General features: G+C 60.7%; 11 protein-coding genes. 2 read left to right on the top strand and 9 right to left on the bottom strand.

The features are described 5' to 3' along the window. Positions 1-58: 58 nt before the first annotated feature. From AC1RP7_RS20720 to AC1RP7_RS20745, 6 genes are all read right to left on the bottom strand, one after another. A complete protein-coding gene (locus tag AC1RP7_RS20720; RefSeq protein ID WP_090457153.1) occupies positions 59-2,518 on the bottom strand; it encodes an EAL domain-containing protein in 2,460 nt (819 codons plus the stop codon). Positions 2,519-2,705: 187 nt separating this feature from the next. Next, complete coding sequence (locus AC1RP7_RS20725) at positions 2,706-4,523, bottom strand: ABC transporter ATP-binding protein (protein ID WP_493181058.1); 1,818 nt, start codon at positions 4,521-4,523, stop codon at positions 2,706-2,708. Further along, on the bottom strand, positions 4,516-5,151 hold the full coding sequence (locus AC1RP7_RS20730; RefSeq protein WP_057713760.1) for a DsbA family protein: 636 nt from the start codon (positions 5,149-5,151) through the stop codon (positions 4,516-4,518). The genes AC1RP7_RS20725 and AC1RP7_RS20730 overlap by 8 nt, the downstream gene beginning before the upstream one ends. Before the next feature lie 3 nt (positions 5,152-5,154). Continuing rightward, a complete protein-coding gene (gene trhO / locus AC1RP7_RS20735; protein ID WP_223502423.1) occupies positions 5,155-6,096 on the bottom strand; it encodes an oxygen-dependent tRNA uridine(34) hydroxylase TrhO in 942 nt (313 codons plus the stop codon). A gap of 102 nt (positions 6,097-6,198) precedes the next feature. Further along, positions 6,199-6,498, bottom strand: a complete 300-nt coding sequence (locus AC1RP7_RS20740) for a BolA family protein (RefSeq protein ID WP_102702334.1) — start codon at positions 6,496-6,498, stop codon at positions 6,199-6,201. Positions 6,499-6,510: 12 nt separating this feature from the next. Then, entirely contained in the window at positions 6,511-7,035 is a 525-nt protein-coding gene (locus AC1RP7_RS20745) for a DUF2059 domain-containing protein (RefSeq protein WP_007997268.1), read from the bottom strand. 191 nt (positions 7,036-7,226) lie between these two features. Here AC1RP7_RS20745 and AC1RP7_RS20750 point away from each other — a divergent pair, with 191 nt between their 5' ends. Then, a complete protein-coding gene (locus AC1RP7_RS20750; protein WP_057713757.1) occupies positions 7,227-8,621 on the top strand; it encodes a class II fumarate hydratase in 1,395 nt (464 codons plus the stop codon). A gap of 130 nt (positions 8,622-8,751) precedes the next feature. Here AC1RP7_RS20750 and AC1RP7_RS20755 read toward each other — a convergent pair whose 3' ends face one another. From AC1RP7_RS20755 to pap, 3 genes are all read right to left on the bottom strand, one after another. Beyond that, positions 8,752-9,711 (bottom strand): DMT family transporter, encoded by a 960-nt coding sequence (locus tag AC1RP7_RS20755; protein ID WP_057713756.1) that lies wholly within the window; start codon positions 9,709-9,711, stop codon positions 8,752-8,754. 262 nt (positions 9,712-9,973) lie between these two features. Then, entirely contained in the window at positions 9,974-11,158 is a 1,185-nt protein-coding gene (locus AC1RP7_RS20760) for a thiolase family protein (RefSeq protein WP_493181059.1), read from the bottom strand. 102 nt (positions 11,159-11,260) lie between these two features. Beyond that, on the bottom strand, positions 11,261-12,781 hold the full coding sequence (gene pap, locus AC1RP7_RS20765; protein ID WP_154863392.1) for a polyphosphate:AMP phosphotransferase: 1,521 nt from the start codon (positions 12,779-12,781) through the stop codon (positions 11,261-11,263). 329 nt (positions 12,782-13,110) lie between these two features. Between pap and mnmC the strand changes: the two genes are divergently transcribed. Next, the gene (gene mnmC, locus AC1RP7_RS20770) at positions 13,111-15,090 is read left to right on the top strand and encodes a bifunctional tRNA (5-methylaminomethyl-2-thiouridine)(34)-methyltransferase MnmC2/FAD-dependent 5-carboxymethylaminomethyl-2-thiouridine(34) oxidoreductase MnmC1 (protein ID WP_493181060.1); all 1,980 of its coding nucleotides are present in this window, start codon (positions 13,111-13,113) and stop codon (positions 15,088-15,090) included. Positions 15,091-15,130 lie beyond the last annotated feature (40 nt).

A 15,130-nucleotide genomic window follows, 5' to 3' on the forward strand; every position in this document is an offset into this window, starting at 1 on the left:
GAATGTATCGATCACTGTCGAGCTCCTTTTGATTGTGATTGTAAGACCGGCAGGAGTCTCAACGGAACGTGCCAGGCGCTTTGAACAACAGCGGTTGCGGCCTGGCGGGACGACTTAACAGACTATCACTGGTAAACAACTGCGGGCGTTCAATCACATACCCTTGAGCGTAATCCACCCCGATCTCCAGCAATGCCTGCTCGATCTGGGGCGTTTCGACAAACTCGGCAATCGTGCGCTTACCCATCACATGGCCAATGTGATTGATCACTTCGACCATGGCGCGGTTAATCGGGTCGTCCAGCATATCCTTTACGAAACTCCCGTCGATCTTCAGGAAGTCTACAGGCAAATGTTTCAGGTACGCGAATGAGGACATTCCGGCGCAAAAGTCATCCAGCGAAAAATGGCAGCCTAAGCCTTTGAGTTCATTAATGAATCGAATGGCGCTGCCAAGATTTGAAATGGCACTGGTTTCAGTAATTTCAAAACAAATCATTTCAGGCGGAATCGAATACGTCACAAACTGTTCGCGCAAGAAGTCCAGAAACGCCTCATCCCCAATCGTCGTGCCTGACAGATTGATCGCACACATGGCCAGCGGTCCGTGGCCTTGCTCGGCCCGGCATTGGGCGATGATCTTGAACACGTTCTGCACCACCCAACGATCAAGCGAGCTCATCAGGCCATAGCGTTCAGCTGCCGGAATGAAGCTGTCGGGCAAGATCATCCGCCCGGCTTCATCATGTAATCGCAGCAGGATTTCAATGTGCCCGCCGTCCTGATCGACATGACCCAAGGGGGCAATTTCCTGGGCGTACAGGCAGAAGCGGTCTTCCTCCAGCGCCATGTGCAAACGCTGCACCCAGGCCATCTCGCCGAAGCGCAGGGACAATTCCGAGTCATCCGGATGATAGACCTGGACCCGGTTCCGACCCTTTTCCTTGGCCATGTAGCACGCCATGTCGGCAGCACGCAGCGAGGCTTCGAGCGTCGTCGGGTTCTGCGCGACATGGACCAGCCCGATACTGACAGTGGTCACGAAAGGCCGGCCTTTCCAGACAAAATGCAGATTCTGCACCGTCTGGCGCAGGCTTTCGGCAATTTTCTCCGCCGCTTCCGGTGCGCAGTTTTCCAGCAGGATGCCGAACTCGTCGCCGCCAAGGCGCGCCAGGGTGTCGCCTTCGCGCAGCCCCGATTGCAACAGCGCGCAGATGTGCCGCAGCAGTTCGTCCCCCGCCGCGTGGCCGCAGGTGTCGTTGACCAGCTTGAACTGGTCCAGATCGAGGAACATCAGGGCATGGCGACCCGAATGGCGGGTCAGGTTGTGCAGCGCCTGTTCCAGGCGATATTCGAACTCGCGACGGTTGGCAAGGCCGGTCAAGGCATCGTGGGTCGCCTGCCACGACAGATTGGCGATGTACTGCCGCTCCTGGGTCATGTCATGCAGCACCAGCACCGTCCCGCTGACTTTTCCGGCATTGCGGATGGGCGCGCCCACCAGCGTGACCGACACCGTGCTGCCGTCCAGGCGTTGAATCAACTTGGAGTGTTCACTGCCGCCACTGAGCTGGCCGCTCAGAATATGCTCGATCAGGGTGAAACCATCGGTCTGGGCATTTTCGTCCAACAGGTTGAACAGCGCCGCCAGCGGCAATCCCGTCGCCTGCTCGGCCTTCCAGTGGGTCATCGCCTCGGCCGCCGGATTCATGTAGGCGATTGCACCGGAAACATCCGTGGTGATCACCCCATCACCAATTGATTGCAGGGTGATCTGCGCCCGTTCTTTTTCCAGTTGCAGCGCATCGGCGAACGCATGGCGCTGCTTGAGCAGTTTATGGGTGCGCATCAGCGCCAGCGCAATCAATCCAAGAGCAGTGGCGAGGTTAGTCAGCAGCAGCAAACGAAGAATGACCCGCGAACCTTCACCCAAGGCATCGCTGAACGCCTTTGCCGCCGGCGTCACACCGTCGTTGATGGCGAAAATCTGCTCCTTCCAGCGCTGTACGTCCGCGCCGGAGGCCGGGCCGGCAGTGATGTGCTGATGCATGTCCCGCGCAACGTCATCGAGCTGGACCAGATAGGCATCCCCCACGGTCCAAAGGTTGATGGCTTTTTCGAGATAACTGAAGTGACGAAAGTTGAGGTACAGCCAGATCAGGCTGGAAACGTCTTCCGGGTGGTTGCCACCCTTGAGAATCGCCACACGTGCCGCCTCTATATTCGGCGGTTGATGATCCAGCGCCACGCGCAACTCATGCCCGCCCTGAGGCACGGAAATGGCGTGCTGGTATTTACGAAAAATCGCTTCGTCGCCGCTGTCGGCATAGAGGTTGAGGTAATAGATTGCGTCCTTCTGGCCCTTGGACCAGAGGCTTTCCCCAGCAACATAGCCGCGAACCGCCGACAGTACGTAAAGGCTAACGCCGCCCAACAAGGCTTGAAACACTACAACGGCGATAAATGGCCAGACGATGCCCAACAGCCGTGGCGTTCCGAGAGTCCGCGTTTGATTCATGAGGTCCCTTGCATTAGCACCGCTTGCTCGTCTTCCGGACGAAATCGCTATAGCTAGACTAGGTTGCGATTCCGATCCCGGCAAGCGACAAGCTATGCCCGGAGGGAATATCGCGGCCACTGAATTCGGCCGCGATGATGTTTTTTATAGTATTGAAGTGGCGCCCTGCAACCTTGATATCATTTCACTACAACCGCTGCAAATGCCCATACAGCTTGGCGTACAGGCCACCGTCGGCAATCAGTTGCTGATGATCGCCATCCTCGGCAATTTGCCCGCCGTCGAACACCAGCACACGGTCGGCCTGTTTTACTGCCGAAAGGCGGTGGGCAATGATCAACGTGGTGCGGTTGCTCAGAAACCGCGCCAAGGCTTGGTGCAGGTTGTATTCGGTGGCGGCATCCAGCGCAGAGGTGGCTTCGTCGAGGATCACCACCTTGGGCTCGGCCAGTACCATCCGGGCGATGGCCAGGCGTTGACGTTGCCCGCCGGACAACCGCACCCCGGAGCGCCCGACGATGCTGTCCAGGCCCTTGGGCAAATCCCGGACCGTACCGTGTAATTGGGCGATTTCCAGCGCCTGCCAGCAGGCCTCGTCACTGCGCTCGCGACCCATGGTCAGGTTGGCCCGGATGGTATCGTTGAACAGCGCCGGATGTTGCAGGACCACGGCAACATTTTCCCGCACGGTTTCCAGGCCGATCTCCTGCTGGGTCGAACCGCCGAAGCGAATGGTTCCGGCCAACGGCGTGTACAAGCCCAACAGCAGTTGCACCAGCGTGCTCTTGCCGCCACCACTGGCGCCGACGATCGCGACCTTTTCGCCAGGGGCGATGGACAGGTTCATCTGGTTCAGGACCAGTTCATCACCGTAACCGAAGCTCAACCCTTGTACTTCCAGCCCGACCGTCTCGCGACCGACGAAAGGGTCGATGCCGCCCGGGTATTGGGGCTCATCGGCTCGGGACAGCAACTCGTTGATCCGCGACAGCGCACCGCCGGCAGCGTAGTAGGCATATTGCAGGTTCAGCAACTGTTCGACCGGGCCGATCATGAACCACAGGTAGCTGAACACCGCGAGCATCTGGCCGATTGAAAGGTCGGAAAACAGCACGGTGAGCATCGCCGCGGCCCGGAAAATATCGATGCCGAACTGGAACAGCAAACCGCTGGCCCGGTTCGATGCATCGGTTTTCCATTGCGAATTCACCGCATAGTCGCGCACGTCCCGGGCGCGCTGGCCCAAGCGACCGAGGAAAAACCCCTGGCGGTTGCCGGCGCGAACTTCCTGGATGGCATCCAGCGTTTCGGTCAGCGCCTGGGTAAAGCGCGAAGTGCTGTCGTTCTCGAGTTTCTTCAGGTGCTTGACCCGCTTACCCAACTGCACCGTGGCATAGATCACCAGCGGGTTGAACAGCAGAATCAGCAAAGCCAGTTTCCAGTGCATCCACATCAGAATGCCCGCCGTGCCGACCAGGGTCAGCATGGCCACGAGGAAACGGCTGAGGGTTTCGCCGACGAATTTGTCCAGCGTGTCCAGGTCGGTGACCAGGTGCGTAGTCACCGTTCCGCTGCCCAGGCTTTCGTATTCGCCCAGGGAGATACCCTTGAGACGCTCGATCAAGCGTATGCGAATGCGGTAGACGATGTCCTTGGCCAACCCGGCGAACAATTTCGCCTGCACCACGTTGAACAGCAGAGCCGTGCAACGCAGGGTCAAGGTCACCACCAGCATCAGGCCGATGTAGCCAGCGGCCTTCTGCCAGCCTTCGGGCAGCACGTGGTTCATGATCTTCAGCGCGGCATCACCATGCCCCAGCAACACCTCGTCCACCAGCAACGGCAGGAGCAAGGGAATCGGCACGCTGCACAAGGTCGCCAGCACGGCTACGCCGTTGGCGATCCACAGGGATTTCTTGTGATGCAGGGCCAGGCGGCGGATTTCCGCCCAGCTCAGACGGTCGACACATTTAGCGGGTGCGACATCATCAGGCAGGTCATGCACAGGCAGCACGCTCCAGCCAGCGGCCGAGCAGCGGGGACAACTCGCTCAACGGCTGATAGCCATTGGTCAACAACGCCAGTTGGCCGTTACGCTCGGCCAGCAGGGTGGGGAAACCGGCAATGCCCAGGTCCTGGACCCAGGTGAAATCGGCTTCAGTCGCAGTGTGCATGTCGGCACGGTCGAAAGCGGCGGCGAACTCGATGCGCGGCACGCCGGCCTGCTCGGCCAGTTCCACCAGCACGCTGGCGCGGGTGACGTCCCGACCTTCGACATAAAACGCATGCTGAATCAGCCCGAGCAGCTTCCAGGCACAATCCGGCGCCAGTCCGCGCGCCGTCACCAGTGCCCGGCAGGCAGGCTCGGTGTCGTAGACAAAGCCATCGGGTAACGCGCCCTCAAACTTGAAGGGCTGGCCGGTGGCCTCGGTGACCGCCTGCCAGTGCTCAAGAATGTAGCGTCGGGTGGTCGGCTCCAGCGCCGCACCGCTACCGGTGCGCAAACCACCCACGATCAAGTGCACATCCACACCCGCGGCTTGCGCCTGCTCGACCAGTGACTTGGCCACGGGGGCAAACCCCCAGCACCAGGAACACATCGGGTCCATCACATAGAGCAGGCGCGCAGACATGGTTCAGGCCTCGGTAGATGCTTGCTTGTAGTTAAAGCCGATCGGGTGAGGCTGGTTACGAGCCTTGGCCAGTTCGATCTGCTTCTGCCGGTCGATCGCACTGCGACGGGTCTTCTCGCTCAGCTTATCCCAGCAATGCGGGCAACTGATGCCGGCCACGTAATGCTCGGACGCGCGGTCTTCCACACTCACAGGCGTGCGGCAGGCATGACATTGATCGTAGTCGCCCTCGCTCAGGTCGTGACGAACGGTCACGCGGTTGTCGAACACGAAGCAATCGCCCTGCCACTTGGTTTCTTCCTGCGGCACCTCCTCGAGGTACTTCAGGATGCCACCCTTGAGGTGAAAGACCTCACCGTAGCCCTCGCTGAGCATGTAGCTCGAGGCCTTCTCGCAGCGGATGCCGCCAGTGCAGAACATCGCGACCTTCTTGTGCACGGCCGGGTCGAAGTTGGCTTTGATGTAATCGGGAAATTCGCGAAAACTGGTGGTTTTCGGGTCGATGGCGCCTTCGAAGGTACCGATCGAGACTTCGTAGTCGTTACGGGTGTCGATCAACAACACTTCCGGGTCGCTGATCAGCGCGTTCCAGTCCTGTGGATCGACGTAGGTGCCGACCTTTTTGTTCGGGTCCACGCCTTCCACGCCGAGGGTGACGATTTCTTTCTTGAGTTTGACCTTGGTGCGGTAGAACGGCTGCTCGTCGCAGTACGACTCTTTGTGGTCGATGTCGTCCATGCGCGGGTCGTTCTTGAGCCAGGCCATCAGCCCGTCGATGCCTTCGCGGCTGCCGGACACGGTGCCGTTGATGCCTTCTTCGGCAATCAGCAGCGTGCCTTTGATGCCGTTGTCGACCATCGCTTGCAGCAGGGGCTCGCGCAGGGCGACGTAATCTTCCAGGGTGACGAACTTATACAGTGCCGCCACGACAATCTGTTGTGTCATGGGTAAATCTCCAGGTGGCTACCCTCGTAAGGGGTGAACCGGATGCGAAAAAAAACGCGCCGGGTTAGCGGCGCGTTGGGCATTCTAACAAAAAACCGGAGTTTAGTGCTTGCTGCCGCCGGCACAGGTCGGCGAGGCCGGAGCTGCGTCAATCTGTGCCCATTCTTCTGGCGTGTAGGTATGCAGCGCCAACGCATGGAACTCTCCCATCAGCTCGCCGAGCGTGCCGTAGACCTTCTGGTGGCGCTTGACCCGGTTCAGGCCTTCGAACTGCGTACTGACCACCACAGCCTTGAAATGGGTTTGCAGCCCACGGCTGTGCATGTGGCTTTCATCCAGCACTTGCAGATGCTCGGGCTGAAGCAGGGCCAGCGTCGATTCGATGCGTTGTTGCATGGTCATACCGAACTCCGCTTAAGGCTTTTTCTTGGCTGGGGCGGCTGCGTCTTTCGGCGTCAGCTCGGCGGTCATGTCAGCCAGCAGCTTGTTGACCACCGGCACTGCGCTTTCCAGCTTGGCCTGGGTCATCTGGGCCGACTGCTGGGTCAGCTGAGGCATTTTTTCCAGGACTTTCTTGCCCAGTGGCGACTGGTAGAACGCAACCAGGTCCTTGAGCTCGGATTCGGTGAAGTTGGTGGTGTAGAGCTTGACCATGTCCGGTTTCAGCTTGTTCCAGCCAATGGCCTGGTCCAGAGCGGCGTTGGCCTTGGCCTGGTAGGTTTCCAGCACAGCCTTTTTCGACTCAGGGGCTTTGGTCTGTTCGAAACGCTGGGCAAACATCTGCTGTACTTGCATGTACACCGGGGTGCCCAGTTTGTCAGCGTGCGCCATGGTCAGGAAAGCCTCGGCACTGGCGTTATGGCTGGCGGTGTCGGCAAGAACCTGGCCGCTGGCGCAGACCAAAGCAACGGCGGTACAGATGGCACGAAGACGAGTCATCGAGTTTCCTTTTCTAGCTGGCGAGGTAAGACCCCAAGGGCGTCCATTCTGCGCCTAAAAAAGTGTGTCGCTCAACCCCAAGCCTTGTCGCACCTGATTTAGAGGGGTTGAATGGTCAAATTCAGACTGATGGAACCACGGCCGTCGATCACGGCCTAAACTGCGCAATCGGACCTACAGGAGTGAGCAAGATGAGCCGTATCGAAACCGACAGCCTCGGCCAGGTTGAAGTCCCGGATGAAGCCTATTGGGGCGCTCAGACGCAACGCTCGCTGATCAACTTCGCCATCGGCAACGAACGCATGCCGCTGGCCGTGTTGCATGCCCTGGCGCTGATCAAGAAAGCCGCGGCACGGGTCAATGATCGCAATGGCGACGTGCCCGCCGATATCGCCCGCCTGATCGAGCAGGCGGCCGACGAGGTGCTCGCCGGCGACCACGACGACCAGTTTCCGCTGGTGGTCTGGCAAACCGGCAGCGGTACCCAGAGCAACATGAACGTCAATGAAGTGATCGCCGGTCGCGCCAACGAGCTGGCCGGCAACCCCCGTGGCGGCAAGTCCCCGGTGCACCCCAACGATCACGTCAATCGCTCCCAGAGCTCCAACGACTGCTTCCCCACCGCCATGCATATCGCGGCCGTCCAGGCGGTGCAACAGCACTTGCTGCCGGCGATCAGCGAACTGTCTGGCGGGCTGGCCGAACTGGCCGCACGCCACATGAAACTGGTCAAGACCGGCCGCACCCACATGATGGATGCGACACCGATCAGCTTCGGTCAGGAAATCTCGGCCTTCATCGCGCAACTCGATTACGCCGAGCGGGCGATCCGCAGCGCACTACCCTCGGTCTGCGAACTGGCCCAAGGTGGAACGGCCGTCGGCACCGGGCTCAATTCACCCCACGGCTTCGGTGAGGCCATCGCCGCAGAATTGGCCGCCCTCTCCGGTTTGCCGTTTATCACCGCGCCGAACAAGTTTGCCGCGCTGGCCGGTCATGAGCCGCTGACCACGCTGTCCGGCGCGCTGAAAACCCTCGCCGTGACACTGATGAAAATCGCCAACGATCTGCGCCTGCTGGGTTCCGGCCCACGCGCCGGCTTCGCCGAAGTCAGGCTGCCGGCCAATGAACCGGGCAGTTCGATCATGCCGGGCAAGGTCAACCCGACCCAATGCGAAGCGCTGTCGATGCTGGCCTGCCAGGTATTGGGCAACGATGTCGCCATTGGCTTTGCCGCCAGTCAGGGCCACTTGCAGCTCAACGTGTTCAAACCGGTGATCATCCACAACCTGCTGCAATCGATCCGTTTACTGGCGGATGGCTGCAGCAACTTCCAGCAGCACTGCGTGGCCGGTCTGGAGCCGGATGCGGAAAAAATGGCTGAGCACCTGGAGCGTGGCTTGATGCTGGTGACGGCACTCAACCCGCACATCGGCTATGACAAATCGGCGGAGATCGCCAAGAAAGCCTACAGCGAAGGCCTGACCTTGCGCGAGGCGGCGTTGCAGCTCGGGTATCTGACAGACGAAGAGTTTGATGCGTGGGTGAGGCCGGAGAACATGCTGGAGGCTGGGGCCAAGGGCTGAATCTGTAGCGCCTGATCGTCCGTCATCGCGGGCAAGCCACGCTCCCACAGGTGCTGAGTCGTTCATTGATATTGTGGACGACGCAAACTCTGTGGGAGCGAGGCTTGCCCGCGATGAACGATAACGCGGTCTAACTGGCTGCCATCCGTACCTTCCGCGCCTTCAGCCCGGCAATCAACGAGGGCCCCAACGCCACCAGCGCCGACCCCAGCACCACCAGCACCGCACCGCCATATCCCAGGCCATTGATCGTCTCGGCATGCACATAGTCGGGCCACAGCCACGCAGCCATGGCAACCGCGGCAAAGGTCACCAACGGCGTGATGGCCAGCGTCGCGCTGACCCGGGAGGCTTCCCAATGGGCCAGGGCCTCGGCAAACGCGCCATAGGCAATCAGGGTGTTGAGGCAGCACGCCAGCAGCAACCAACCCTGCAAGGGGCTTAATTGCAACGCTTCGAGCGGATGCACCCACGGCGTCAACAGCGCCGCGCAGAACAGGTAGATCACCATCATCACCTGCAGCGAATTCCACACCGTCAGCAATTGCTTCTGCCCCAGGGCATAGAAGGTCCAGACCGTGGACGCCAGCAACACAAGCAGCACACCGGCGGTGTAGTCGGTCAGAGACGTGAGCAACTCACTCAAGCGCTGGTTGAAAAACAGCGCAAAGCCGATCAGCAGTACCAGCAGGCCAATCCCCTGCCCCAGGCTGAAACGCTCCTTGAACACAAACAGACTGGCGATCAGCAGCATGATCGGTCCCATCTGCACTACCAGTTGCGCCGTACCGGGGCTGAGCAGGTTCAGGCCCATCAGATACAACACATAGTTACCGACCAGGCCGAGCACCGCCATCAGCACCAACCAGCCACCACGAGGACCGAGCACCTTGCGGCTGGGCAGACGCCTGGTGGCCGCCAGGTAAATGAACAGGCAGCCGCCGGATACCATCAGGCGAAACCAGGTCACCGTCACCGGGTCCATTACCAGCAACACTTGTTTGAGCTTGATCGGCAGGATTCCCCACAACAACGCGGTCAACAAGGCCAGGAACAGACCGTAACCCCAGCGACCCGATGAAATGTGCATGTGAACCCCAACGCCAACTGACAGGAGTCGACATTCTAGGCCCGCTGCGATGGCGTACACAGGCACAGTTTCGGTCTGGCCGCGAATGAAACTGTGCGGGTCGTAATCTTCAGGTGATTTTTTTGACCGTGGCGCACCCATCGCGAGCAAGCTCGCTCCCACAGGTTTTGCGACGTACACAACATTTGTGATCGCCGCTGAACACTGTGGGAGCGAGCTTGCTCGCGATGACTATCGAACTGACAACGAGAAATATCGAGGCTTACCGCACCGCTTCAAACAGCCCGGTTGCCCCCATCCCGCCACCCACGCACATGGTGACGATGCCGTACCGCAGATTGCGTCGCTGCAATTCACGAACCAGATGCCCGACCTGGCGCGAGCCGGTCATGCCGAACGGGTGACCGATGGAAATCGAGCCGCCGTTGACGTTGTACCGGGCGTTGTCGATTACCAGGCGATTGCGGCTGTACAGGCACTGCGAGGCGAACGCTTCGTTGAGTTCCCACAGGTCGATGTCGTCAATCCGCAAGCCTTTGGCCTTGAGCAGTTTCGGTACCGAAAATACCGGGCCGATGCCCATCTCGTCCGGCGCGCAACCGGCCACGGTAAAGCCGCGGAAGAACGCTTTCGGCTTGAGCCCCAGTTCCAGCGCTTTCTCCAGGCTCATCACAAGAGTCATGGACGCGCCGTCAGACAGTTGCGAAGAGTTGCCCGCCGTGACCGAGCCATCTTCGGCAAACACCGGTTTCAACCCGGCCAGGCTTTCCAGGGTGGTGTCCGGGCGGTTGCAGTCATCGCGGTCGACAATGCCGTCGAGGATCTGTGCCTGACCTGTGGCCTTGTCTTCGACGCGATACTTCACCGACATCGGCACGATTTCATCAGTGAACAGCCCGGCGGCCTGAGCCTCTGCGGTGCGCTGCTGGCTTTGCAACGCATACAGGTCCTGCTCTTGGCGGCTAACGTTGTACCGACGCGCGACGATTTCAGCAGTCTGGCCCATCGGGAAGTAGATGCCCGGCACCTGTTCCTTGAGCAGCGGGTTGATCAGGTTGTCGGTGTTGACGCTCTTCATGGTCAGGCTGATGGACTCGACGCCGCCGGCGACGATGATGTCGCTGCAACCCGAAGCGATCTGGTTGGCGGCAATGGCGATCGCCTGCAGGCCCGAGGAACAGAACCGGTTGAGGGTCATGCCGGCCGTGCCGATGCCCAGGCGCGAGAGCACCGCGACATTGCGACCGATATTGAAACCCTGGGCGCCTTCGTTGGAGCCGGCGCCAACGATGCAGTCCTCGACGCTCGCCGGATCGATACCGGTGCGCGCCAACAGTGCATCGACACAGTGTGCCGCCATGTCGTCCGGGCGGGTCATGTTGAATTTACCGCGAAAGGATTTGGCCAGGCCGGTCCGCACGCTGTCGACGATCACCACTTCACGCATGACATACCTCATTGTTGTTATCGGTTGAGAGTGGACCGAGCATAAGTCCAGCTCTTCACCCGCCGCGACGATCATTCATCCCGCGTATGCGTAACCATGGCCTCAATCCTTGTCCTTACGCTTGCGTTCATGCTTGGCGGATTTTTCGAAAGCCTCCTCCAGTGCCCGGTTGATGGTGCGCAAGACTTTGACCCGCGCCCAGCGTTTGTCGTTGGCTTCCACCAGGGTCCATGGCGCAATCTCGGTGCTGGTCCGATCGACCATGTCGCCGACCGCCGCGCGATAGTCGTCCCATTTATCACGGTTGCGCCAGTCGTCCTCAGTGATCTTGAAGCGTTTGAAGGGGATCTTTTCGCGCTCTTCGAAGCGCTCCAGTTGCGTCTGTTTGTCGATGGACAGCCAGAACTTGACCACGATTACACCGGCGTCGGTGAGCTGTTCTTCGAAATCGTTGATTTCACCGTAGGCACGCAGCCAGTCTGCCGGGCTGCAAAAACCTTCGATGCGCTCCACCAACACCCGGCCATACCAGGAGCGGTCGAACACGGTGAACTTGCCCCGGGCCGGCAGGTGCCGCCAGAAGCGCCACAGATACGGTTGCGCCCGTTCTTCCTCGGTGGGCGCGGCAATCGGCACGATGCTGTACTGGCGCGGATCAAGCGCTGCCGCTACCCGGCGGATCGCCCCGCCCTTGCCGGCCGCGTCGTTGCCTTCGAACACCGCCACCAGCGCGTGGCGGCGCATGCGTTTGTCACGCATCAACCCGGAAAACCGCGCCTGCTCGGTGATCAGTTGTTCTTCGTAATCTTCTTTGTCCAACTGCAGGGTCAGGTCCAGGCTGTCGATCAGGTTCACTTGATCGACACTGGGGAACACTGGCGCGGCGCTGACCTTTTCCGGATGGATCTTCGGTCGCTTCAATGCGCCCTGCAGGCCCGCCAGCAGAATCCGCCCCACGGCCAGGCTGCGATAATGGGCATCCGCCCCGGCGATCACATGCCAGGGTGCATAAACGCGGCTGGTGCGGCGCAACGCCCGTTCACCATACTTCACGAACCTGTCGTAGGTTTGCGACTGCTGCCAGTCCAGCGGGCTGATGCGCCAGCTGTGCAGCGGGTCGTCGGCCAGTGCCTTGAGGCGTGCCTTCATTTGCTTCTTTGAAAGGTGAAACCAGAACTTGAAGATCAGCGCACCTTCATCGCAGAGCATCTTTTCCAGGCGCTCGGCGGCATTGATCGCCTGATCCAGGCGCGGATCCTTGAACTCGCCATGGACCCGCCCCTGCAGCATCTGGCTGTACCAGTTGCCGAAGAAAATCCCCATGCGCCCCTTGGCCGGGAGCATCCGCCAGTACCGCCAGGCCGGTGGCCGCGCCAGTTCTTCGTCGGTTTGCTGATCGAACGTGCGGACCTCGATCAGGCGCGGGTCCATCCACTCGTTGAGCACCTTGATCGTCTCACCCTTGCCGGCACCTTCGATGCCATTGATCAAAATGATCACCGGGAAGCGGCGTTGCTGCTGCAATTCGAATTGCGCTTCGAGCAACGCTTCGCGCAGGGCCGGGATTTCGGCGTCGTAGGTTTCTTTGTCGATGGCGTGATCGATTTCGGCGGATTCAAACATGGGCGGCTCCCTTCCAGATGTGAGCAAGACTAGCGGATGGACCTGAAGGTCAGTGGAGATTTTCCGGATGGTTGCGGATTCCTGTGGCGAGGGGGCTTGCCCCCGTTGGGTTGCGAAGCAGCCCTGAATCAACCAACCGGGCCTGTCAGGTAAATCCGGTTGGCTGGTTTTACGACTGCTTCGCAGCCGAACGGGGGCAAGCCCCCTCGCCACAGGGCTTTGTGCAGGTTGATGATTTTCCCGGTTTCAGCCCGTTCATACCTTGCCACGGATCAAGCACCACACCTTCAATCGGCTAGAATGGCCGCCTTGCCGCTGCAGAGCCTGCCATGAAACCTGTATTGCCCCATGCCCAGCTCGACTGGGACGACCAAGGTCGCCCGTATTCGCGAGTGTTCGACGATGTGTACTTCTCCGACAAGTCAGGGCTGGATGAAACCCGCTATGTATTCATCGAGCAGAATCGACTGGCCGAACGCTTTGCCGCCTTGCCCGAGGGTGGGCGGCTGGTCATCGGTGAGACGGGGTTCGGCACCGGGCTGAATTTTTTGTGCGCCTGGCAGGTGTTCGAGCAACACGCAGCGGCCGGAGCGCGGCTGCATTTTGTCAGCGTAGAGAAATACCCGTTGAGCCCGGCCGACCTGCAACGGGCCCTGGCACTGTGGCCGGAACTCAAGGTATTTGCCGATCAACTGCTTGAGCAATACGTGGCCATCCATCAGGGTTTTCAGCGCCTGACGCTGGACCACGGCCGCGTCACCCTGACGCTGCTGATCGGTGATGCACTGGAGCAACTGCCGCAACTCGATGCCCGAATCGACGCCTGGTTCCTCGACGGTTTCGCCCCGGCGAAAAACCCCGACATGTGGACCGCCGAACTGTTTGCCGAGCTGGCTCGCCTGGCCGCTCCCGGTGCATCCATCAGCACCTTCACCAGCACCGGCTGGGTGCGGCGCCTGCTCAACGCCGCCGGCTTCAAGATGAAACGCACCCCCGGCATCGGCCACAAATGGGAGATCCTGCGCGGCGAGTTCCTCGGCTGGCCCCTGGAAACGCCGGCCCCGGCCCTGGATAAACCCTGGTTCGCCCGCCCGGCCCCGCTGACCGGCGAGCGCCAGGCACTGGTGATCGGTGCCGGCCTGGCCGGTTGTGCCAGCGCCGCCAGCCTCGCCGCGCGGGGCTGGCAAGTGACATTGCTGGAGCGCCACGACGCCATCGCCCGGGAAGCCTCGGGCAACCCGCAGGGTGTGCTCTACCTGAAGTTATCCGCCCATGGCACGGCGCTGTCGCAAATGATCGTCAGTGGATTCGGCTACACCCGACGTCTGCTCGAACACTTGCAACGGGGCCGCGACTGGGACGATTGCGGCGTATTGCAACTGGCCTTCAATGCCAAGGAAGCCGAACGCCAGGCGCAATTGGCCGCGGCGTTTCCAGCGGACTTGCTGCACCTGCTGGATCAACCCGAAGCACAGGCCGTGGCCGGTATCGGGCTGGCACAGGGGGGCCTGTTCTATCCCGAAGGCGGCTGGGTCCACCCACCGGCGCTGTGCCAGTGGCAGGCTGCGCATCCACTGATTCAATTGCTCACCCATCACGATGCGCTGGAACTGCGCAAGGTTGAAGGTCGTTGGCAAGCCTGGGACGGCGAGCGGTTGCTTGCCGATGCTCCCGTGGTGGTGCTCGCCGGGGCCGCCGAAATCCAGCGTTTCCCCGAGAGCGCCGAGCTGCCGCTCAAGCGCATTCGCGGGCAAATCACCCGCTTGGCGCAAACCCCGCAAAGCCAGGCCCTGAGCACCGTGGTGTGTGCCGAAGGCTATGTCGCCCCCGCCCGTTTGGGCGAACACACCCTGGGGGCCAGTTTCGATTTCAAGAGCGATGACCTGACACCGACCACGGCAGAACACCTGGGCAACCTGGCCATGCTCGAAGAGATTTCCCATGATCTGGTCGAGCGTTTACAGGCCGATAAACTTGCGCCTGAAAGTCTCCAGGGGCGCGCCGCTTTTCGCTGCACCAGCCCCGACTACTTGCCAATCGTCGGCCCCTTGGCCGACACCCAGGCGTTCACTCAGGCGTATGCGGCGCTGGGCAAGGATGCCCGGCAGGTGCCGGACGTCGAATGCCCATGGCTTGACGGTTTGTACGTCAACAGCGGTCACGGCTCGCGCGGCCTGATCACCGCGCCGCTGTCCGCAGAACTGCTGGCAGCCTGGCTGGACAACGAACCCCTGCCGTTGCCCAGAAGCGTGGCCGAAGCCTGTCACCCCAACCGATTTGCCCTGCGACGCCTGATCCGGGGCAAGTAGTCGATACAGCAGCCGAAGTCGCCCTCACGGGGCGATTCGG

It is taken from the genome of Pseudomonas sp. GW822-FHT01E03, from assembly GCF_058802985.1.